Below are 19,335 nucleotides of genomic sequence, written 5' to 3'. Positions count from 1 at the left end.
GAGAGAGCTGCGGTTTTTATTATTTCATTCGAATACGTATCGGTTAAGAACCATACTCTTTTTTCCATTCTTCAGCAGCTTCGCTCAGAACAGTATAGAATTCTTCACCATACTTTCTCGTCAGTGGAGTTTTTAAAAACTTATACACAGGAACCTGAAGTTCTTTTCCAAGCGTACAGGCATCGCTGCATACATTCCACTCATGATAATTCAATGCGGTAAATGAAGAATATTCCGTAACACGGATTGGGTAAAGATGGCATGATATAGGTTTCTGCCAGTCTACTGCACCATCTTCATATGCTTTCTCAATACCACATTTGGTAATTCCTTTTTCATCAAAGGTTACATAGGCACACTCGCGGTTCTCCACCATTGGAGTAACATACATTCCGTCGTGTGGATCAGTAGTCCATGTTCCCTGTTCTTCAAGGGCTTTAATACCTTCCTGAGTAAGGTAAGGTTTTATTTTGTCAAAAATACTGTCCAATATTTCAAGCTCGTCTTTATCCAACGGAGCTCCCACATCTCCTTCCACACAACATGCACCTTTACATTTCGTAAGGTTGCAAACAAATTCTTCGGAAAAAATTTCCTCAGAAATCAATTTATCGTCTATCTGAATCATAATTTTCTAAAATAAATCAAAAACTGTACCCGCTTTGAAGGTCAGTAAACTAATAATAATAAGCCAAACACTGGCTTCACGCATCCAGTATTTAGGTAAAAATCTCATCATTCTGCTCAGAATAATACTTGAAGGAAATGCCAGAAGCAGCAGATATTCATAGCTTTTATTCATATATAGAATGATGGTAACAAGCTGTGCTACTGAAAAGACCAGCAGGAAAGTGTATTTATATCTGCTTATCGGACTTTTCTTGTTATAATTTTTAAAATGGTCGTACACTGCATAAATAAGCATCAGAACCACAGGAATCAGCGGAAGAAGTTCCGTGTAATCCGTTACCGGCTTCATTTTTCCAAACGGAAAATAATCGATATTCCATGAAGTGAACTGAACGAAATACATGACAGAAAAATAACTGAATGTAATCAGAACAATCCCCAGAAGGAATCTGAAAAGATTCAACCCGATTTTGGCGGAGGTTGCAATCACGTGAATGATCACAAAAACAGCCATTGGCCAGGTGGTAGGAAGAAAAATAAAGTTCAGGGCTACAATAGATCCTACCAATACATAGGATTTTTTCCTGATATCTTCATCTGCACTCGTCAGAAGCAGGATAAGGAAAGAGTTGGTAAGCAGAGAAACTGCAATTCCTATATCCAGATTTCCGGGATACAGTCCGAAAATAAAAAAGGTGTATAAAAATAAGGGCAGATGGGTCTGATAATTAAGGGCAACACTGTGAAAACAAAAATATCCCAAAGCAATTCCCAGAAAAGTTATTCCGGCAACTATGGCTTCGTAAGTATTGAAATTCAGTATGTTAAATATTATGACTACTAAAAGAAGAAAACCAATATAAACAGGAATTGAAAAAATATTGCTTTCTTTTGAAAGTAATTTAAACATTTTTTATAAATTTGTACAAAGTTAATTTAAAAAAGGAAAATAATGACGTCTTTCTTTCTATTCTTAAGCAAAGTTTTCAAATGGTCTTTCGGTTTCTTTGATGCTTTCGGTAATGTTTTAAACTGGATTCTATTTATAGTTTGCTGTGTACTATTCACTTATTGGTGCTACGTACTGGTGGTTACACTAGGTGGCGATAAAGATAAAGACTATTATTCTCCAACGGAAGGTAAGCACCCTTACTACGATCCGAATATCTACAAAAAAGAAGGTTAATTAATTGGTTATATAGTAAAAAACCGATCAAACAATAGGTTTGATCGGTTTTTTTATTACTAACGATTAAAATTTTCTTTTTCTTAGTCGTGAATCGGAAGTACCAGAACAGGAATACTTGAACTTTTCGTTATTCCTTTGGTTAAGCTTCCCACGAATACATCATAAATTCCGCTTCTGCCGTGTGATCCCATCACAATATAATCAGCATTTTTGGCTTTTGCATGTTCCAGAATAATATCTTTTGCAAGCCCCTGTTTTAAAAGGTGTTCACAATCAATATCATGGCTGATGATTCTTTGCTCAATTTTATTAAGCTGCACCAGCTCTTCCCTGATTTCATTGGCTTCCACTTCCGGAAAATATTGAAATCCCATGTCACCAATAGCAAAGCCGATATCTGATGGCGCTACGTGGATCAGGTAAATTCTGCCGTTAAGCTGTTTTGCAAATTTTATGGCACCGTCTACCAATTGGTCTGTCTTGTCCCCAAAATCTACGGGTAATACAATATTTATCATAACCTCTAATTTTGTTACCTAAAGATAGGAAAAATTTGTCAGATTTTAATATTAAATACTTATAATATTCGGATATCAAGGATTTTTTCCTCCTGAAGATAAGCTTCCAGAATATCATTTTCTTCTACTTTGCCAACCCCTTTTGGAGTTCCTGTGAAAATAAGATCACCTACCCTTAACGTAAAATACTGAGAAGCAAAAGCTATAATATCATCAAAATTGAACATCATATCCTTCGTATTGCCATCCTGTACTTTTTCTTTATTTTTTAATAACGAAAACTGAAGGTTTTCAAGACTGAAGTTCTCTTTTTTAAAGAAACTGCTTACCACAGCAGAACCGTCAAAACCCTTGGCAAGCTCCCATGGAAGCCCTTTTGATTTCAGTTCGCTCTGAAGATCTCTGGCTGTGAAATCTATTCCCAGGCCAATTTCTTCATAATGCTTGTGCGCTGTTTCTTTCTGAATATATTTTCCTCCCTTTGAAATTTTTAATACCACTTCAAGCTCGTAGTGAATATCATTGGAAAATTCAGGAATATAAAAATCATTTCCTTTTAAAACAGCGGTATCCGGTTTCATAAAGATAACAGGATTCTCAGGAATTTCATTTCCCAATTCTTTCGCGTGTTCACTGTAGTTTCTTCCTATGCAGATTATTTTCATAACTCTTTTTTTATATTTTTTTTAACCCCGTCATTGCGAGGGACGAAGCAATCTTTTAGATCGTTTAAGACTATTGAGTCCTGAATAGATTAGTGGGTAAACTCATTCCCGCAATAGTAACATTTGAATTTGTGGCTCGTCAGAAAAGAAATTCCAAAGAAACTGGTAGCACTGTCATCCCTGTAAATATGATTGGAACCACATTTCGGGCAGACAAAATCAAACTCGGGATCTTCAATGGTATGTTCTACTTCCAGCGAGTATTGCTCATTGTCTTTATAGTCCTGCAGAATCTGCCGGGCCCTTTCCATATCTTCTTCAAATACCTGAAGCTGGATACCGCCTACTGCCTGAGACAGAAGCCAATCCGATTGGATGAGCTGCTCATTCGCAATGAAACTGTTGATACCGTTTTCAGCCAGTATCTGCTTGTCCCTGTTAGCTTCAAGGGCAGTTTCATAAAATTTAAAACGAACCAGATCAGACATTTTTAAAACCTGCTTGATAATTGAATTTTTGTAAAAATCTTTTTGGTATACAACGGGAAATCAGCGTTCTGAAGCCACCCGAAATATCCTAAGTCTTTTTGGAATACCGCTTTCACGCCCTGTCCTTTATATTTTCCAAAGTTGAAAACTTCTTCCATTTTTTCGTTATATCCGATAAATCCGGCAAGGTCTGCATTCTTATTATGGAATGTAAATTCACTTAACGGTGCTATTTCATTAGGAATATCATCATATTTTCCAACCTGAGCGTCAAGAACTTCAAACGTTGCCATTACATCAGCTTCTGCAGTGTGGGCATTTTCCAATGTTTTTCCACAGTAGAACTGGTAAGCTGCACCTAAATTTCTGGGCTCTTTTTTATGGAAAATAGTCTGTGCATCCACCAGTCTGAATTTACTCAGATCAAAATCCATTCCTACTCTTAAAAGCTCTTCAGCCAAAAGCGGAACATCAAACCTGTTGGAATTGAATCCTCCCAGATCACTTCCTGAAATCATTTCCATAATTTTAGCGGCAATATCCCTGAAAGTAGGAGCATCTTTTACATCTTCATCATAGATCCCGTGGATTTCACTGCATTCTTTTGGAATCGGCATTTCAGGATTTACACGCCATGTTTTGCTCTCTCTTGAGGCATCCGGGTTTACTTTTAAGATACAGATTTCAACAATTCTGTCTTTTCCAATATTGGTTCCTGTGGTTTCCAGGTCAAAAATACAAAGCGGTTTATGGAGTTTTAAATTCATGTTAATGATTAATAATTTGAAATGTGTTTTATTTTAATAATTATTTTAGCTGTCCCTGAAAAATGAGAGATACCAGCATATAATAAATAACAAGCATTGGAATTCCAACAACCTGGAATATCGCAAGAATAGCAATTCCTCCCACCAGTAATACAACTTTAGGGTAGTTATCTTTTAATTGTTTTGATTTGAATTTCATAGCCATCATCCTGATTGGGCTGATCAGAAGCCATGACGTGAGAAGAGTGAGCAGAATCAGTAACAATTCATGATCAAACAAAAAGCTGAAATTTCCGGTTTCTTTAAAGGCATAATAAAGACCGAACAGTAAAACGGTATTGGTAGGTGTATTCAACCCTTTGAAATAATAACGCTGCTCTTCATCCAGATTGAAAATGGCAAGCCTCAGGCAGGAAAATACAGTGACAATGAGTCCCAGATACTTGATCTCAAATGGGAAATGCATTCCCAAAAGCTCAGCTCCAAAAGGTTCAAGGGCTTTATACATCGTAAGTCCCGGGATCACTCCAAAGCTTACCATATCCGCAAGCGAGTCCAGCTGAAGGCCAAGATTGGAGTTTGATTTTAAAGCTCTGGCTACAAAGCCGTCAAAAAAATCGAAAACCGAAGAGAGAATAAGGCAGATTGCCGTTGTCTGATAATCTCCTAAAATTAAATGTATTGCACCTACACAGCCTGCAAATAAATTAGCCAGGGTTAAGGCATTGGCCAGATTATTCTTTATAAAATCCATAAACACAAAATTACAGTTTTTAAAAATTCTAACTCAAAATAATCTGAACTAAAAAAGGCATTAAAGTGATTTTGATGTAAATTTGCTCCATGAAATTTTTAAAAGGATTTAGAAAACAGGAAGTTCTGGCATTGGTTTACAGGATTTTTCTGGCCTATGTTTTTTATCAGATTGCCAGACTTTTATTCTGGTATTTTAATAAAGATCTGATTAAAGTAGACTCCGTTTCAGAATATATAAAGCTGGCTTTCCATGGTACTGCTTTTGATACCACAGCCATTTTGTATGTTAATGCACTGTTTATATTGCTTAGTTTACTGCCGTTGGTCATCAACACAAAGAAAGTTTTTCAGAAAGTTCTTTTCTGGCTGTACTTTATTACCAACGGGATTGCTTATGCGATGAACTTCGGAGATTTTATTTACTATAAATTTTCACAGGCAAGGCTTACTTCGGCAGTATTTCAGGTTGCTGAGCACGAATCTAATATTTCTAAAGTGCTGATGATTTCTATCGGGCAGCATCCTTTTGTACTGATTTGGTTCATTGTGTTGATGATTTTATGGGTTTTCCTTTACAAAAGGGTAAAAGTGGAAGAGGTGAAACCTGCGAAACTGCTTCCTTACTTTATCACTTCCGTTCTTACACTTTGTATCACAGCGGTGCTGGTTGTGGGAGGAATCAGAGGAGATTTTAAACACAGTACCAGACCGATTAATATGGTGGATGCAACCCGTTTTGTAACCAATCCTCTGCAGGGAAATATGGTGCTCAATAGTACATTTTCCTTTTTCAGGACTTTAAATACCAATAATTTCAAGGAAGTTCATTTTGTAGATGAAAAGTTTATCGAAGAAAATGTTCAGCCCTATAAAGTATACGACAGGAAAGTGGAGAACCGTCCCAATATTGTTATTTTCATTGTAGAATCTTTCGGAAGAGAGTATTCAGGAGCCTTTAATAAAGACAAAAATATTAAAGACTACGTTTCTTATACTCCGTTTATGGATAGTTTAGCTAATCAAAGTCTTATTTTCCCAAATACTTTTGCAAACGGAAGACAGTCTATTCATGGGATGAGCAGTGTATTGGCCGGAATTCCGAGCCTGACGGATGCGTTTACAGGGTCTCCGTATTCCAATCAGAAAATTCAGTCCATTGTTTCCGTATGTAATGATCTTGGCTATGATACTTCTTTCTATCATGGGGCGCCTAATGGTTCTATGGGATTCCTTGGATTCGGAAATATCTTAGGATTTAAACATTATTTCGGGAAAACAGAATATAATCATGACGAAGATTTTGATGGAATGTGGGCCATCTGGGATGAACCTTTCCTTCAGTATTTTGCGAAAAACGTCGGAAAGAAGCAGCCTTTTATGACTACTGTATTTACTGCATCATCCCATCACCCTTTTAAAATCCCTGAAAAATATAACGGTAAATTTAAAAAGGGAAAAATAGAAATCCATGAGCCGATGCAGTATACGGATTATGCGATCAAAAAATATTTTGAAACAGCTAAAAAGCAGCCGTGGTATAATAATACGATCTTTGTTTTCACAGGAGATCATACCAACCAGGTCTATTATCCGGAATATGAAAGAGCCATGAACCGTTATGCTGTTCCGTTGGTTTTCTATTCTCCGAATCCTGCCTATCAGTTAAAAGGAGTCAGTGAGGAAATTGCGCAGCAGGCAGATATCTATCCTACACTGGCTGACCTTATCGGGTACAACAAACCAATCAGAAGCTGGGGAAGAAGTCTCGTGAGTGACAAAAAATATCCTTTCATTGTAGTCAACTCAGACGGAAGTACGGATCAGTTTATGATCGGAAATTATATTTATCGTTTTGACGGAAAAGAAATCATTGGAGTATATGATAAATCTGATCTGAGCCTGGAAAAAAATATCATGAATGAAGTTAAAAATCCTGAAACAGAACAAGGAAAGAAAACTGCAAAGGCCTGGTATCAGGACTATATGGATAGGGTGATTAACAGGAAACTTTATTAAGGAGAAAGAGGCAATTTTGGATTGATTTTTTACTTTTCTTTGTCTCTTTATGCTTTGTATAATAAAAGTTTTTGTTCGTTGAAAATTAATTTATATTTTTATCAATACGTAGATAAGAATATTGTATTAAAATTAAAACTATAAGAAATATGAAAAAAATATTGTTAACGTTCGCACTTTCTTTATGTGGTGTACTTACATTTGCACAGATAGAAGGTAAGTGGAAGACGATAGATGATGAGACAAAACAGGCAAAATCTATTGTTGAAGTGTACAAAAAATCAGACGGAAAATACTATGGGAAAGTTTCTCAGTTATTAATAAAACCAGCTGAATCAAACTGTACGGCTTGTAAAGATGACAGAAAAGGAAAACCAATTTTAGGATTGGAAATCATCAGAGGACTGAAAAAAGACGGTGATGAGTTCACAGGAGGAACCATCACGGATCCTAAAACAGGAAAAACATACAAATGTACCATCACAAGAAGCGGTGATAAACTGAATGTAAGAGGGTACTTAGGATTATCTTTATTAGGAAGAACCCAGGTTTGGGAGAAAGCGAATTAATATAAGTTTAAACAGAATTTAAAGACGGTATTTCAGTAATGAAATACCGTCTTTTTTGAAAAATACTGTAACGAAAATCAAAACTTCCCACTTATAGGGTATGAGCACCGAACAGGAAAAAACATTTATCGAATTTTTTAAGCCCAATCAGAGACTGGTTCATAAAATATGTAAAATATATACTGACAACGCAGAAGATCATGAAGATCTTTTTCAGGAAATTACGATCCAGTTGTGGAGATCTTTTTCAGGGTTCAAAGGTGAAGCTAAGTTTTCTACCTGGATGTATCGGGTTGCCTTGAATACAGCCATTATCTTATTCAGAAAGCCTAAAAAAAATGAACGCCGGACTGTAGATATTGATGTCTCCTCTCTCACAATGGAATACGAAGAAGATGAAGATAATGAACATAAGCTGAAAAAAATGTACAAAGCGATCTACGAACTGTCTCATGTGGAAAAAGCGTTAATTATGATGTATCTAGAAGATAAATCTTACAGAGAGATAGGAGAGATTCTCGGAATAACGGAAGGAAATGCAAGAGTGAAAATGAACAGGGCAAAAAATAATTTGAAAACCAAAATCATTGCAGAATAACGATGGACGAACTGGAATTACTGAAAAAAGACTGGAATAAGGAATCTGGGGATTTCAAAGAATATTCCGAAAAAGAAATTGATGAAATGATCAAACATAAATCTGTTTCCATTACCAAAACTTTATTGCTCATCGGAACCGTTGAAGTAATTCTGTGGACGCTCTACGGCTATCTGGATGAGCAGTTTCCTTATGTGAGAGTAGGGATATTTTTAGCTTTTATAACGATGGTCATTATACTGTTTCGGAAACTGAAAGCAGGACAGAGCAGCATATCCTTAATGAAAAATATTCTGAATCTGAGAACCCTTATTTTAGGCTATGCATGTATTTCTTTGGTCTTGGCTGCTGCAGATGGGATCATTCATTTTGATCATAATACCAGAGATTTTATGGCTGGATTTAAAGATGGATGGAATACAAAGCACCATGTCAATACTGAACTTACAGATCCTGACAAGCTTACACTGGTAACTGCCAATTACCTCAATTTTGGTCTTTTCCTGCTGATCGCTTTATTATTTCTCTTTATAATATATAAAATCACCTATGGAAAAATTTTAACAGATCTGAGAAAAAATTACAGAGAATTGAGTAGCCATGAAGAAAAGCTGTTTTAAATAATATCAATATTAAAACTTCCTGTTCAAATGAAATACCTTTTTATGATGTGTATAATAAAAAAACACTACTTTTGTAGTCTAAATTTTTCAAGAAAATATGGCAGAATATACTTTTCGTGAGGTAATTGCACAGGCAATGAGCGAGGAAATGCGTAAAGACGAATCCATCTACCTGATGGGGGAGGAAGTTGCAGAATATAATGGTGCATATAAGGCTTCAAAAGGAATGCTGGATGAATTTGGTCCAAAAAGAATAATTGACACACCGATTGCAGAACTTGGATTTACAGGAATCTCTGTGGGAGCTGCAATGAATGGTAACAGACCCATCGTAGAATTTATGACATTCAATTTCTCACTGGTAGGAATTGATCAGATTATCAATAACGCAGCGAAAATCCGTCAGATGAGTGGCGGACAGTGGAATTGTCCAATTGTTTTCCGTGGTCCTACTGCTTCTGCAGGACAATTAGGAGCTACTCACTCTCAGGCATTTGAAAACTGGTTTGCCAACTGCCCTGGGCTTAAAGTGGTGGTACCTTCTAACCCTTATGACGCAAAAGGATTGTTGAAAACAGCGATCCAGGATAATGACCCTGTTATTTTCATGGAATCTGAGCAGATGTATGGAGATAAAATGGAAATCCCTGAAGAAGAATACTACTTACCAATAGGAAAAGCAGATATCAAGAGACAAGGTACAGACGTTACTCTGGTTTCTTTCGGAAAGATCATGAAGCTGGCTTTACAGGCAGCAGAAGATATGGCTAAAGAAGGAATCTCTGTAGAAGTTATCGACCTTAGAACTGTTCGTCCTCTTGACTTCGATACAATTTTAGAATCTGTAAAGAAAACAAACAGACTGGTTATTTTAGAAGAAGCCTGGCCATTCGGATCAGTATCTTCAGAAATTACTTATATGGTACAGCAAAAAGCATTTGATTATTTAGATGCTCCTATCAAGAGAATTACTACTCCTGATGCACCTGCACCTTACTCTGCAGCATTATTTGCAGAATGGTTCCCAAAACTTGAAAAAGTAAAAGAGGAGATCAAAAAAGCGATGTACGTAAAATAGTTATAGAAAAAAACTTCCGAAAGGAAGTTTTTTCATTTATTATATTCATGAAGAAAAATTCTTGACGTCATAAAATTAGTATAAATTTGCGCCTTTAAAATAAATTAAGCTGATATGGCAGAAGTTACAGAAGATGGCTACCACTTCGACATAAAGAAACTTTCCTTCATAGGAGTTTTAGTGTCTCTAGGAATTGTTTTTGGAGATATTGGTACCTCTCCGCTTTACGTAATGAAAGCAATTGTGAATGCAAGATCCCAGGGAAGCAATATGCCTTTCAATGAATACATAGAAGGAGCTCTTTCATGTATTATCTGGACCCTTACTTTGCAGACCACAATCAAATATGTGATCATTGCTTTGAGAGCAGACAACAAAGGTGAAGGAGGTATTCTTGCCTTGTTTTCACTGGTAAGAAACCTTAAAAAAGGATGGCTGTACCTTATTGCGATTATTGGTGCCGCGGCACTTATTGCAGACGGAGTAATTACCCCATCACTGACGGTAATGTCAGCTATTGAAGGTCTTGAAATTTATAATCCCCATACTCCTGTTGTTCCAATCACCATCGGAATTCTGATTGCCATTTTTGTGGTACAGCAGTTCGGGACCAGCTTTATCGGAAAGTTTTTTGGTCCGGTAATGGTAGTTTGGTTCCTGGTATTGGGAGGTCTTGGAGTAATGCATTTAAGTGAAAACTTTGAGATTTTAAGATCTTTCAACCCTTATTACGCTTATAAGCTTATTGTGAACTCTCCGAGTGCCATTGTTATTTTAGGAGCGGTTTTCCTTTGTACTACCGGAGCAGAAGCACTGTATTCTGACCTGGGGCACTGCGGAGCTAAAAACATCAGAGTAAGCTGGGCATTCGTTAAGATCATGCTTATTCTAAACTATCTTGGACAGGGCGCATGGCTTCTGACCAATCATAACAAACCAGGTTTCTCTGTAATAAACCCGTTCTTCGGAATCATGCAGGAATGGATGATCATTCCGGGAGTAATTTTAGCAACAGCCGCTGCAATTATTGCCAGCCAGGCATTGATTACGGGTTCTTTCACCATATTCTCAGAAGCAATGTCTCTTAATCTTTGGCCGAATCAGAAAATTGATTACCCTTCCGGAGTAAAAGGACAGATGTATATTCCAAGAATCAACTGGGGACTTCTTATCCTGTGTATCATTGTCGTTCTGCATTTCAAAGAATCAGGAAAAATGGAAGCCGCTTACGGACTTTCCATTACCGTAACGATGTTGATGACCACCGTTTTATTAGTATTCTGGCTGCTGAAACACAGAGTAAGCAAGGTCCTGATTCTGGTTTTCGCAATGGTTTACATGGCTATCGAATTAGGATTCTTCAGTGCCAACATCATCAAATTTATGGAAGGTGGATGGATTACTGTTGTATTGGCCGGTTCTATCGGAGTTTCTATGTATGCATGGTATAACGGAAGACTGATCAAAACAAGATTTATCCAGTTTGTGAAAATAGAAAAATATGTATCTATCCTAAAAGACATGAAGCTGGACGAAACTATTCCGAAATATGCTACCAACCTTGCTTACCTGAGCAGGGCAAAAAGAAATGATGAAGTGGAATCCAAAATTATCTATTCCATCATCAAAAAACAGCCGAAAAGAGCAGATCATTATTTTATCCTGAGCATCGTAAACCAGGAAGATCCCTATACTTTCAGATATACTGTAGATGAGATTCTTCCGGGAACCGTCTATAAGATCAATTTCCTTTTAGGATTTAAAGTAGACCGAAGAATCAACGATTATTTTAATATGGTCCTTAAAGACTTAATGGCGGACGGAACCATTCCTTCAAGAAGCAGCCATCCATCTTTAAGAGCTCATGATATACCGCCGGATCTTAAATATGTGATCATAGATAACACCTATATCAACGATATCCTTTTAACTGTTAAACAGAAGATTACTCTTAACATTTACAATTTTGTGAAGTATATCGGAAGTGACGACTTTAAGGCCTGGGGAGTATCTTCGCACAATGTTGAAGTGGAATCTGCTCCGATCACAGAATTAACAGTTTATGACAATAAGATCGAGCAGTCCGGGTATTTCCGTCACAACTCGTAGCCACCCGTATTAACCATACTATCTATTTAAATAAAATTCAATAAATTTGTAGATAATTTTTTTAATGGATACAATACAAAAAGAAAAAAATATAGCTTTGATCAAGGATGTTTTGAGAAACTACTTATTAGAAAAAGGGTTCAGAAACACACCTGAGAGATATACGATATTGGAAGAAATTTATAATATGGATCATCACTTCAATGTTGATGATCTGTATCTTCTGATGATGCAGAAGAAATATCACGTTTCCAAAGCAACGATTTACAACACGATTGAAATTTTCCTTGATGCAGGTTTAATCCGTAAGCATCAGTTCGGAGAAAAGACCTTGACTTCTTCGTCTTATGAAAAGTCTTATTTTGACAAACAGCATGACCACCTGGTGATCTACAAAAAAGACTCTGATAAAGAGATTGAGGAAATTATTGAATTCTGTGACCCAAGAATCCAAGGAATCAAAGAAGCCATTGAAGAAGCATTTGGCGTAAAAATTGATTCTCATTCGCTATACTTCTATGGCACTAAGAATGACTAATTAATGAGAATAGCCCTTTTTCTGTTACTCTTTATTTCTACGCTCAACTTTGCGCAGGATAAAACTCCTGTGAAGAGAGATCCTTATCTGCAGGCTCCTTCACCCACTCAGCCTCAACAGGTGAGACCTGAAGATAAAGTAAAGATCATCCACGCAGACGAAATCAAGAAAGATCCTGAAAAATACGACGGGAATCAATATTTTACCGGCCATGTTCAGATAGAACATCAGGGCTCCATTCTTACTGCGGATGAAGTTGTTCTGTATAATGAAGAAAACTTTGTAAAAGCAATAGGCAATACAAGACTTCAAAATACAGACGGCTCTGTAATCACGGCAGGAGAAATGGAATATGATGCCAATACCCAGAAAGGTATTGCCCGAAAAAATGTGGTCCTGACGGATCCTAAACAGACCATAAAAACAGATATTCTGTATTATGACAGGCTGGCTAATCAGGCGTATTTTAATACAGGAGGAACGATCTCGGACGGCCAGAATGTTACCTATGCTAAAGTAGGAACTTATTTTCTCAATACAAGAGTAGTTGACCTTACAGGAAATGTAAAGATTGAAACCCCTCAGTATACTATAGAAGGTCCAAATATCAAGCAAAATCAAAACACAAAAATTGCCGATTTTAATGGTCCTACAACCATTACCAGCAAAACCAATCCACGAAACAGAATCTATACGGAAAGAGGAACCTATAAAATGGATTCCAAGGAGGCGTATTTAACCAAAAACTCAAGGATATTTTACAATGAAAAAATCCTTACCGGTGATGATATGTACTACAATCAGATTTCAGGGTTTGGTAAAGCAACAGGCAATGTAACCCTGGATGATCCTAAAGAAAGAAGATACATAAAAGGAGGATACGGAGAAATTTTTGAGAAAAAAGACTCTGCAATGATGACCAAAAGTCCGTATGCTGTAAAAGTGATGGAAAAAGACTCCATTTATTTCGCTGCAGAAAAAATTATCTCTTATCAAAGACCGGACTCACTGGATATCAAAGTGAAGAAAAGCTATCTTAGAGCCTTCAAAAAAGCCCGTATTTATAAATCCAATGCACAGGGAAGAGCAGATTCCATTGCTTTCAATGAAACAGACGGAATCATGCATATGTATACCAACCCGATTCTTTGGAGTGGTGAAAAGCAGGTGACCGGAGATAAAGTAGAAGCCTACTTCAATACCAAGACAGAAGATATTGACTCCTTAAAAGTAATAGGAAATGCTTTTGCCATCAGTAAAGTAGACTCCCTGAACCTGAAAGATGAGTTCAATCAGGTGAAAGGGAAATTCATGACGGTGTACTATGAGAAAAATGCTATTAAAGAAGCAAGAGTAGTTGGAAACGCCCAATCTATCGTCTATGTTGATGATACCGATCAGGAAACCAAAAAACCGGAAAGAATAGGGATTACCTTGTCTACCTGCGGAATTATCGGAGCATTGTTTGAAGAAAGAGCATTACAGATTATTTCCTGCAGTATCGGAGCTGTTTCCGATACCTATCCGATGAGTATGATAGAGCCGTCAAAAAGAAAGTTCCCGGATTTTAACTGGAATACCAAAGACCGGATCCGGAAATGGCAGGACATCCTTGTAGACACTCCGAATAATGAAGAAATACAATATACAGCAGATAATGAGCTCTTCGATAAAGCACAGAAAGCCATAGATGATGAAAAGGCCAAAGAAGAAGCTAAAAAACCTAAACGTACCAGAAAATAACGGAAAGACCAGTAAAGTGCTGGTCTTTTTTGTGGATTAATTTTAACGTTTAATGAATCTTTTATAGCTTTGCTGAAATTTTTGGAGACAATGGAAATGCATAAAGATTTTTTTACATATCAGGCACAAACCACAAAATTTGCTGCTGGTTTTGAAGTGGAGAAAGCGGTAGGAAGCTATATTTACGGTACAAACGGAAAAAGATATCTTGACTTTGTGGCAGGAGTTTCTGCCAATACGCTGGGACATTCACATCCTAAAGTTGTGGATGCCATCAAAGAACAGACCGATAAATACCTTCACGTCATGGTGTATGGCGAATATGCACAGGAAAAACCTGTCGCATTATGCAGATTGCTTGCAGAAGCTACTCCAGATCCTTTAGAAGTTACTTATCTTGTGAACAGCGGTGCAGAAGCCATTGACGGAAGCTTAAAACTAGCCAAAAGATATACCGGAAGAGAAGAAATTGTTTCCTTTAAAAACTCTTACCATGGAAATACCCATGGCGCTTTAAGCGTTTCAGGAAATGAAACCCACAAAAGGGAATTCCGCCCTTTATTACCGATGGTTTCTTTTATTGAATTTAACAATGAAGAAGACTTTGGTAAAATTACAGAGAAGACGGCTTGTGTTATTCTTGAAACCATTCAGGGAGCAGCAGGGTTTTTAGTGCCGGATAACGACTACCTGATCAAACTGAAGAGAAGATGTGAAGAAGTAGGAGCACTTCTGATTCTGGATGAAATACAGCCGGGATTCGGACGAACAGGGAAATTATTTTCTTTTGAACACTTTGGAATTGTTCCGGATATTCTTGTGATGGGTAAAGGAATGGGAGGCGGAGTTCCGGTGGGAGCTTTTATGAGCTCCGGAAAAATCATGGAAACGCTTTCACATTCTCCTAAATTGGGCCACATTACTACTTTTGGAGGAAATCCACTCATTGCAGCGGCAAGCTATGCTACATTGAAAGAAGTGCTGGAAAGCGGTTTAATGAACGAAGTAGAGGAAAAAGAGAAATTGTTCAGAGAACTTTTGGTTCATCCTAAAATAAAAAATATCAACGGTAAGGGGCTGATGCTTGCCGTCAACTTAGGAACTCCTGAATACACACTGGAAGTAGCTAAAAAATGTATGGAAAGAGGACTTATTGTTTTCTGGCAGCTGTACAGAAATGAATATCTGAGAATCTCTCCGCCTCTTACATTATCTCTGGATGAAATAAGAGAAGGATGTCAGATTATTATCGATATACTGAATGAAAATTAAAAATAAAATCTCTCTGTAAAGGAGAGATTTTTTTATGTTTTACATGGTAGTTTTTAGCTTTAAAACTTACCATCACAGGGATGTAAAGCCAGTGATAAATATCATGCAGATTCTATAAAAAAGTAATTGTTTTTTTGCGTAATAAAAAAATTAATTTATATATTGCGGGACGATAAAACAAAGATTATATGGCGAAACATAAAGTCCATTACGAATTTCCAATGCACTGTTTATCAGAGATTTTATATGAATATCTGGCGACTGCAGAGGGATTGTCTGAATGGTTTGCGGATGAGGTAACAGAGAAAGGCGATGATTTCTTTTTTAGCTGGGGTGGAGGTCCTGCTGAGAAGGCCACTTTGATCAGATATAAGCCTGAAGGTTTCGTGCGTTTCAGATGGGAAGAAGATGAAGGAACAAAAAATTTCTTTGAAATGACTATCACAATTGATGATATTACAGAAGATCTGGCTCTAAATATTACAGACTTCTGTGAAGAAGGTGATGAAGAGGAAAATGCAATGTATTGGGAAAATCTTATCGAAAACCTTAGAATAAAACTAGGTGCGGCATAATACCGGGCTATATGAAATGATAAAACTGATGAACGATTTATCGTTCATTATTTTTTTGTAAATAAATTACATCAAAATTTGGAAAATCAATATTTTACATCAGACGAGTTACATGTAAAGAACAGAGCTTTTCTTTGGGGAGACTCAGTAAAAGTTTCTTTCTTTCTAAGAAATGGTGGATTGATCATGGACGAAGAATGCTATTTTTTTCTAATGGCTTCCATGAGAAAGATGAGACTGAATATTCCTTTGACTTACACACTGGAGTTTTTCCAGACCCTTTTTCAAAAAGAAATTATTGAAGGCAAAGGCATAAGCAATGGAATTATCAATTTCCAGGTGTTCAGAAATAATGATGGAATGACATTGGCCAAATCTTCTGTTTCTTATTTTTATGAGGTGACGGAAATGGCTGATGTGCTTGCTGTTCATCAAAGACCTCTGGAATTGGATTTGATTAAGGAAATTAATGTTAATAACAACCTTTTGAGCAATATCCGGGTTCACTGTCCGGAAAATATTTACGGAGTGATCTATGCGCAGGAAAATGATCTTGACGATGTGATCCTTCTGAATCCAAACAAAAGAATAGCGCGTACCACTGCCGGAAATCTTCTCTTTTTAGAAGGTGATGTTATCAAAGTACCAAAGCAGACGGAAGGAGCTTACATTTCTCCTTTGATGGAAAACATTGTTACTTTTTTACATAAAAATAATCTTGCTGATATTCAGGAACACGAGATTATCGCATTTGAATCTCAGAAGGCTGAAGAAATTTTAATGATTTCTGATGAGAAAGGTATGTTTTCTGTAGGTAAGATAAGAAACAAGACTTTTGAAACCTCGCGTTTCTCCGGATTGGTAGAAAGCTGGAAGAAAAGTTTTAATTCATAAAAATTGACAAACCCGGTAAACAACAAAGTTCCAGAAGTCCTTTACCGGGTTTTATTCTGAGTAAAATCAGAAATTGTTTCTTTATTTAATATTCGTTGATAATCTCAACAAATTTTTGTGCGATTTCTTTCTGCCCTTTCTCACTGGTAATATAATTCCTGTTATCAGAATTATTAATGAAGCCAAGTTCTACCAATACAGCAGGTGCTTTGGTTTCTCTCAGCATGTGAAGATTTTGGCGTTCTTCAACTTTACGGGCATTAAATTTTTTATAGATTTTTCCGGCCAATTCCTTTGATATGTCAGAATTCTGAACATAAACTTCAAATCCGTTATCAGATCTTTCTTTCTGAGGAGAACTGTTAACGTGAAGAGAAATGACCATTTCAGGGTTTAGCTTATTGATCTGAGCAGTCCTTTCAGCAAGAGTGGGAGAACTGTCTGAATCCCTTGTTAAAATAACCTCATATTTATGCTGGTTTTCATTGATCTTCCGGATTTCCTTTGCAATGCTTAATGCAATATTTTTTTCCAGAATTTCACCATAAGCAGCCCCAAAATCACTTCCGCCATGTCCGGCATCAATGACAATGTATTTTTTGCTGATAGGAGTAAATGATAAAAACGCTGTAGAAAATATTGATAAAGCAAGTAGTGTAATACCTTTCATATCAGTGATTTTAGTTTTTCAAAGAACGGAAAAACTTTCTTTAAAATTGGTTAATAGAATCTTAAAATTTGTTAATTATCAGAGTGGTGTGAAAAATATACTTTTAGTTCAGTGAAATATCCTCAGGAGAATTGGCCCAGAGAAGGAATTCTCCTCCAAGATTCTGCATGATAGATTTCCAGAGTGTCTGATCGTTTGGAAGCGTATAATCAAGATTATAAACATCCACTACTGTCCACATTTTCCTTTGAACTTCAGTATCCAGCTGATGAGAAGACCATCCGGAATATCCTGAAAAGATTTTGATATGGTTGATATCCAGTTCACTGCTTAAAACCGCATTAATGATCCGTTCGATATCTTCTGTAAGATAGTATTCATCTGTAATGTCTGTATAGATCTCTGTAACTCTTTTGCCTTTTACAATGAAAAATACCTTGTCGTTTTCCACAGGTCCTCCATCATATACCTCAATTTTAAAGTCAAAAAAATCTTTGAATTTGCTACTCATCTGGCTGTTCTTTTTATTCAATATCAAACCAAATGCACCACTTTCATTATGTTCAATAACCAATACTACCGATCTTGAAAAAATATCGCCGGAAATGTCGGGTGTCGAGATTAATATTTTACCTTTGTATGAGTGATTCATACTCAAATTTAATAAAAAATATTTATGGAAAACCTGCACGACAGAAGAAAAGTGTACGAGAAATCCCAACTTATTGAAAGTGAGATAAAACAAAATCCAATTGAACAGTTCAGAGACTGGTTTTTGGAAGCCAATGAGAGCCTGATGATCTCAGAAGCTAATGCTATGGCGGTTTCTACAGTGGAAGAAGATGGGTGCCCAAGAACAAGAATGGTATTGCTTAAAGCATATACCCACGAAGGATTTATTTTTTATACCAATTATAACAGCAGAAAAGGAAAAGCAATAGAAAACAACCATAAAGCCTGCCTGCATTTTTTCTGGCCTAATCTTGAAAGGCAGATTATCATCAAAGCTGATCTTGAAAAGGTGGCAGAAAACCTTAGCGACGGTTATTTCCATTCCAGGCCGAAAGGAAGCCAGCTCGGCGCTGTGGTCTCTCCGCAAAGCCAGGAGATTCCCAATAGAGAATTTCTGGAAGATAAATTAAAAGAGCTGGAAAAGGAGTATGAAAATACGGAAGTTCCAAGGCCAGCTCACTGGGGCGGATATCTTGCCAGACCTTATGAAATTGAATTCTGGCAGGGAAGACCCAATCGCCTTCATGACAGGATTATTTATGAGCTTGAAGATCTTGACTGGAAAATCTCGAGACTGGCTCCATAATGAGAAGTTAGAAGTTAGAAGTTAGAAGTTAGAAGTTAGAAGTTAGAAGTTAGAAGTTAGAAGTGGCGGTTTTCAATAGGAGATAAGCCACTAGAAAATATAAAATTTGTAATATCAATAGAGGCGGGCTTTAGCCCGCTTATTTTTATTAGATATGATGATATCGGCTTTAGATTCTGTGTTAACTTCCAAATATTTTTTATACATTTATATTTATAAAAGCGACCTTGAGTTAGCTTGCGTAGGGTGAACGTCTTTGATTTTTACCCTACTTTCTTCAAAATCTATCTGGTAAAAAGTTTTATTTTTAAATAAAATA

At 36.7% G+C, this 19,335-nt stretch carries 22 protein-coding genes; 13 read left to right on the top strand and 9 right to left on the bottom strand.

What is annotated here, in order from left to right:
• Positions 1–43 precede the first annotated feature (43 nt).
• Together DEU40_RS00110 and DEU40_RS00105 are read right to left on the bottom strand one after the other, a co-directional pair.
• Positions 44–628 (bottom strand): DUF3109 family protein, encoded by a 585-nt coding sequence (locus tag DEU40_RS00110; protein ID WP_110007981.1) that lies wholly within the window; start codon positions 626–628, stop codon positions 44–46.
• A 6-nt stretch (positions 629–634) separates the two neighbouring features.
• Positions 635–1,540, bottom strand: a complete 906-nt coding sequence (locus tag DEU40_RS00105) for a DUF6427 family protein (RefSeq protein ID WP_110007980.1) — start codon at positions 1,538–1,540, stop codon at positions 635–637.
• A gap of 42 nt (positions 1,541–1,582) precedes the next feature.
• On the opposite strand from DEU40_RS00105, the gene DEU40_RS00100 reads away from it, so the two are divergent.
• Positions 1,583–1,816: a DUF6341 family protein gene (locus DEU40_RS00100; protein WP_002976854.1), complete on the top strand. Its 234-nt coding sequence runs from the start codon at positions 1,583–1,585 to the stop codon at positions 1,814–1,816.
• 83 nt (positions 1,817–1,899) lie between these two features.
• On the opposite strand, the gene DEU40_RS00095 is transcribed toward DEU40_RS00100, so the two are convergent.
• The 5 genes from DEU40_RS00095 to DEU40_RS00075 all read right to left on the bottom strand — a co-directional run bounded on the left by DEU40_RS00095 (position 1,900) and on the right by DEU40_RS00075 (position 5,011).
• A complete protein-coding gene (locus DEU40_RS00095) occupies positions 1,900–2,337 on the bottom strand; it encodes a universal stress protein (RefSeq protein WP_062673831.1) in 438 nt (145 codons plus the stop codon).
• A gap of 59 nt (positions 2,338–2,396) precedes the next feature.
• Positions 2,397–3,002 carry a fumarylacetoacetate hydrolase family protein gene (locus DEU40_RS00090; RefSeq protein ID WP_110007979.1) on the bottom strand — a complete coding sequence of 202 codons (606 nt, stop codon included), beginning with the start codon at positions 3,000–3,002 and terminating at the stop codon, positions 2,397–2,399.
• An 89-nt stretch (positions 3,003–3,091) separates the two neighbouring features.
• Positions 3,092–3,490 carry a DUF2007 domain-containing protein gene (locus DEU40_RS00085; protein ID WP_110007978.1) on the bottom strand — a complete coding sequence of 133 codons (399 nt, stop codon included), beginning with the start codon at positions 3,488–3,490 and terminating at the stop codon, positions 3,092–3,094.
• A 2-nt stretch (positions 3,491–3,492) separates the two neighbouring features.
• A complete protein-coding gene (locus tag DEU40_RS00080) occupies positions 3,493–4,257 on the bottom strand; it encodes a 3'-5' exonuclease (RefSeq protein ID WP_110007977.1) in 765 nt (254 codons plus the stop codon).
• A gap of 40 nt (positions 4,258–4,297) precedes the next feature.
• A complete protein-coding gene (locus tag DEU40_RS00075) occupies positions 4,298–5,011 on the bottom strand; it encodes a CDP-alcohol phosphatidyltransferase family protein (RefSeq protein WP_110007976.1) in 714 nt (237 codons plus the stop codon).
• An 89-nt stretch (positions 5,012–5,100) separates the two neighbouring features.
• Between DEU40_RS00075 and DEU40_RS00070 the strand changes: the two genes are divergently transcribed.
• The 11 genes from DEU40_RS00070 (at position 5,101) to DEU40_RS00020 (ending at position 17,028) form a co-directional block, all read left to right on the top strand.
• Positions 5,101–7,029 (top strand): LTA synthase family protein, encoded by a 1,929-nt coding sequence (locus tag DEU40_RS00070; RefSeq protein ID WP_110007975.1) that lies wholly within the window; start codon positions 5,101–5,103, stop codon positions 7,027–7,029.
• A 149-nt stretch (positions 7,030–7,178) separates the two neighbouring features.
• Positions 7,179–7,598 carry a DUF2147 domain-containing protein gene (locus DEU40_RS00065; RefSeq protein WP_110007974.1) on the top strand — a complete coding sequence of 140 codons (420 nt, stop codon included), beginning with the start codon at positions 7,179–7,181 and terminating at the stop codon, positions 7,596–7,598.
• 100 nt (positions 7,599–7,698) lie between these two features.
• Positions 7,699–8,196: an RNA polymerase sigma factor gene (locus DEU40_RS00060; RefSeq protein ID WP_110007973.1), complete on the top strand. Its 498-nt coding sequence runs from the start codon at positions 7,699–7,701 to the stop codon at positions 8,194–8,196.
• 2 nt (positions 8,197–8,198) lie between these two features.
• The gene (locus DEU40_RS00055; RefSeq protein WP_110007972.1) at positions 8,199–8,816 is read left to right on the top strand and encodes a hypothetical protein; all 618 of its coding nucleotides are present in this window, start codon (positions 8,199–8,201) and stop codon (positions 8,814–8,816) included.
• A 100-nt stretch (positions 8,817–8,916) separates the two neighbouring features.
• Positions 8,917–9,897 (top strand): pyruvate dehydrogenase complex E1 component subunit beta, encoded by a 981-nt coding sequence (locus DEU40_RS00050; RefSeq protein ID WP_110007971.1) that lies wholly within the window; start codon positions 8,917–8,919, stop codon positions 9,895–9,897.
• A gap of 114 nt (positions 9,898–10,011) precedes the next feature.
• On the top strand, positions 10,012–12,006 hold the full coding sequence (locus DEU40_RS00045; protein WP_110007970.1) for a KUP/HAK/KT family potassium transporter: 1,995 nt from the start codon (positions 10,012–10,014) through the stop codon (positions 12,004–12,006).
• Positions 12,007–12,070: 64 nt separating this feature from the next.
• A complete protein-coding gene (locus DEU40_RS00040) occupies positions 12,071–12,544 on the top strand; it encodes a Fur family transcriptional regulator (protein WP_002976876.1) in 474 nt (157 codons plus the stop codon).
• A gap of 3 nt (positions 12,545–12,547) precedes the next feature.
• Positions 12,548–14,287, top strand: coding sequence for an OstA-like protein (locus DEU40_RS00035; RefSeq protein WP_110007969.1), 1,740 nt, complete (start codon positions 12,548–12,550; stop codon positions 14,285–14,287).
• Between the two features lie 96 nt (positions 14,288–14,383).
• Positions 14,384–15,559 carry an aspartate aminotransferase family protein gene (locus tag DEU40_RS00030; protein WP_110008302.1) on the top strand — a complete coding sequence of 392 codons (1,176 nt, stop codon included), beginning with the start codon at positions 14,384–14,386 and terminating at the stop codon, positions 15,557–15,559.
• Positions 15,560–15,747: 188 nt separating this feature from the next.
• The gene (locus tag DEU40_RS00025) at positions 15,748–16,134 is read left to right on the top strand and encodes an START-like domain-containing protein (protein WP_034696870.1); all 387 of its coding nucleotides are present in this window, start codon (positions 15,748–15,750) and stop codon (positions 16,132–16,134) included.
• A 78-nt stretch (positions 16,135–16,212) separates the two neighbouring features.
• Positions 16,213–17,028 (top strand): aminotransferase class IV, encoded by an 816-nt coding sequence (locus DEU40_RS00020; protein WP_110007968.1) that lies wholly within the window; start codon positions 16,213–16,215, stop codon positions 17,026–17,028.
• Between the two features lie 85 nt (positions 17,029–17,113).
• Here the strand turns inward: DEU40_RS00020 and DEU40_RS00015 are convergent, their stop codons facing one another.
• Positions 17,114–17,698 (bottom strand): N-acetylmuramoyl-L-alanine amidase, encoded by a 585-nt coding sequence (locus tag DEU40_RS00015; RefSeq protein ID WP_110007967.1) that lies wholly within the window; start codon positions 17,696–17,698, stop codon positions 17,114–17,116.
• 103 nt (positions 17,699–17,801) lie between these two features.
• The gene (locus DEU40_RS00010; RefSeq protein WP_110007966.1) at positions 17,802–18,350 is read right to left on the bottom strand and encodes a YqgE/AlgH family protein; all 549 of its coding nucleotides are present in this window, start codon (positions 18,348–18,350) and stop codon (positions 17,802–17,804) included.
• 24 nt (positions 18,351–18,374) lie between these two features.
• Here DEU40_RS00010 and pdxH point away from each other — a divergent pair, with 24 nt between their 5' ends.
• Complete coding sequence (gene pdxH / locus DEU40_RS00005) at positions 18,375–19,016, top strand: pyridoxamine 5'-phosphate oxidase (RefSeq protein ID WP_110007965.1); 642 nt, start codon at positions 18,375–18,377, stop codon at positions 19,014–19,016.
• Positions 19,017–19,335: the final 319 nt, after the last annotated feature.

The organism is Chryseobacterium sp. AG844 (genome assembly GCF_003182335.1).
Lineage (GTDB): Bacteria > Bacteroidota > Bacteroidia > Flavobacteriales > Weeksellaceae > Chryseobacterium > Chryseobacterium cupriresistens.
Note: the sequence above shows the minus strand (reverse complement) of the source record. Positions and strands in the feature narration are given on the sequence as shown.

Excerpts from the sequence above, each read along its gene's own strand:
- DEU40_RS00110 (WP_110007981.1), bottom strand. The coding sequence starts at position 628 with ATGATTCAGATAGACGATAAATTGATTTCTGAGGAAATTTTTTCCGAA.
- DEU40_RS00105 (WP_110007980.1), bottom strand. The coding sequence starts at position 1,540 with ATGTTTAAATTACTTTCAAAAGAAAGCAATATTTTTTCAATTCCTGTT.
- DEU40_RS00100 (WP_002976854.1), top strand. The coding sequence starts at position 1,583 with ATGACGTCTTTCTTTCTATTCTTAAGCAAAGTTTTCAAATGGTCTTTC.
- DEU40_RS00095 (WP_062673831.1), bottom strand. The coding sequence starts at position 2,337 with ATGATAAATATTGTATTACCCGTAGATTTTGGGGACAAGACAGACCAA.
- DEU40_RS00090 (WP_110007979.1), bottom strand. The coding sequence starts at position 3,002 with ATGAAAATAATCTGCATAGGAAGAAACTACAGTGAACACGCGAAAGAA.
- DEU40_RS00085 (WP_110007978.1), bottom strand. The coding sequence starts at position 3,490 with ATGTCTGATCTGGTTCGTTTTAAATTTTATGAAACTGCCCTTGAAGCT.
- DEU40_RS00080 (WP_110007977.1), bottom strand. The coding sequence starts at position 4,257 with ATGAATTTAAAACTCCATAAACCGCTTTGTATTTTTGACCTGGAAACC.
- DEU40_RS00075 (WP_110007976.1), bottom strand. The coding sequence starts at position 5,011 with ATGGATTTTATAAAGAATAATCTGGCCAATGCCTTAACCCTGGCTAAT.
- DEU40_RS00070 (WP_110007975.1), top strand. The coding sequence starts at position 5,101 with ATGAAATTTTTAAAAGGATTTAGAAAACAGGAAGTTCTGGCATTGGTT.
- DEU40_RS00065 (WP_110007974.1), top strand. The coding sequence starts at position 7,179 with ATGAAAAAAATATTGTTAACGTTCGCACTTTCTTTATGTGGTGTACTT.
- DEU40_RS00060 (WP_110007973.1), top strand. The coding sequence starts at position 7,699 with ATGAGCACCGAACAGGAAAAAACATTTATCGAATTTTTTAAGCCCAAT.
- DEU40_RS00055 (WP_110007972.1), top strand. The coding sequence starts at position 8,199 with ATGGACGAACTGGAATTACTGAAAAAAGACTGGAATAAGGAATCTGGG.
- DEU40_RS00050 (WP_110007971.1), top strand. The coding sequence starts at position 8,917 with ATGGCAGAATATACTTTTCGTGAGGTAATTGCACAGGCAATGAGCGAG.
- DEU40_RS00045 (WP_110007970.1), top strand. The coding sequence starts at position 10,012 with ATGGCAGAAGTTACAGAAGATGGCTACCACTTCGACATAAAGAAACTT.
- DEU40_RS00040 (WP_002976876.1), top strand. The coding sequence starts at position 12,071 with ATGGATACAATACAAAAAGAAAAAAATATAGCTTTGATCAAGGATGTT.
- DEU40_RS00035 (WP_110007969.1), top strand. The coding sequence starts at position 12,548 with ATGAGAATAGCCCTTTTTCTGTTACTCTTTATTTCTACGCTCAACTTT.
- DEU40_RS00030 (WP_110008302.1), top strand. The coding sequence starts at position 14,384 with ATGCATAAAGATTTTTTTACATATCAGGCACAAACCACAAAATTTGCT.
- DEU40_RS00025 (WP_034696870.1), top strand. The coding sequence starts at position 15,748 with ATGGCGAAACATAAAGTCCATTACGAATTTCCAATGCACTGTTTATCA.
- DEU40_RS00015 (WP_110007967.1), bottom strand. The coding sequence starts at position 17,698 with ATGAAAGGTATTACACTACTTGCTTTATCAATATTTTCTACAGCGTTT.
- DEU40_RS00010 (WP_110007966.1), bottom strand. The coding sequence starts at position 18,350 with ATGAATCACTCATACAAAGGTAAAATATTAATCTCGACACCCGACATT.
- pdxH (WP_110007965.1), top strand. The coding sequence starts at position 18,375 with ATGGAAAACCTGCACGACAGAAGAAAAGTGTACGAGAAATCCCAACTT.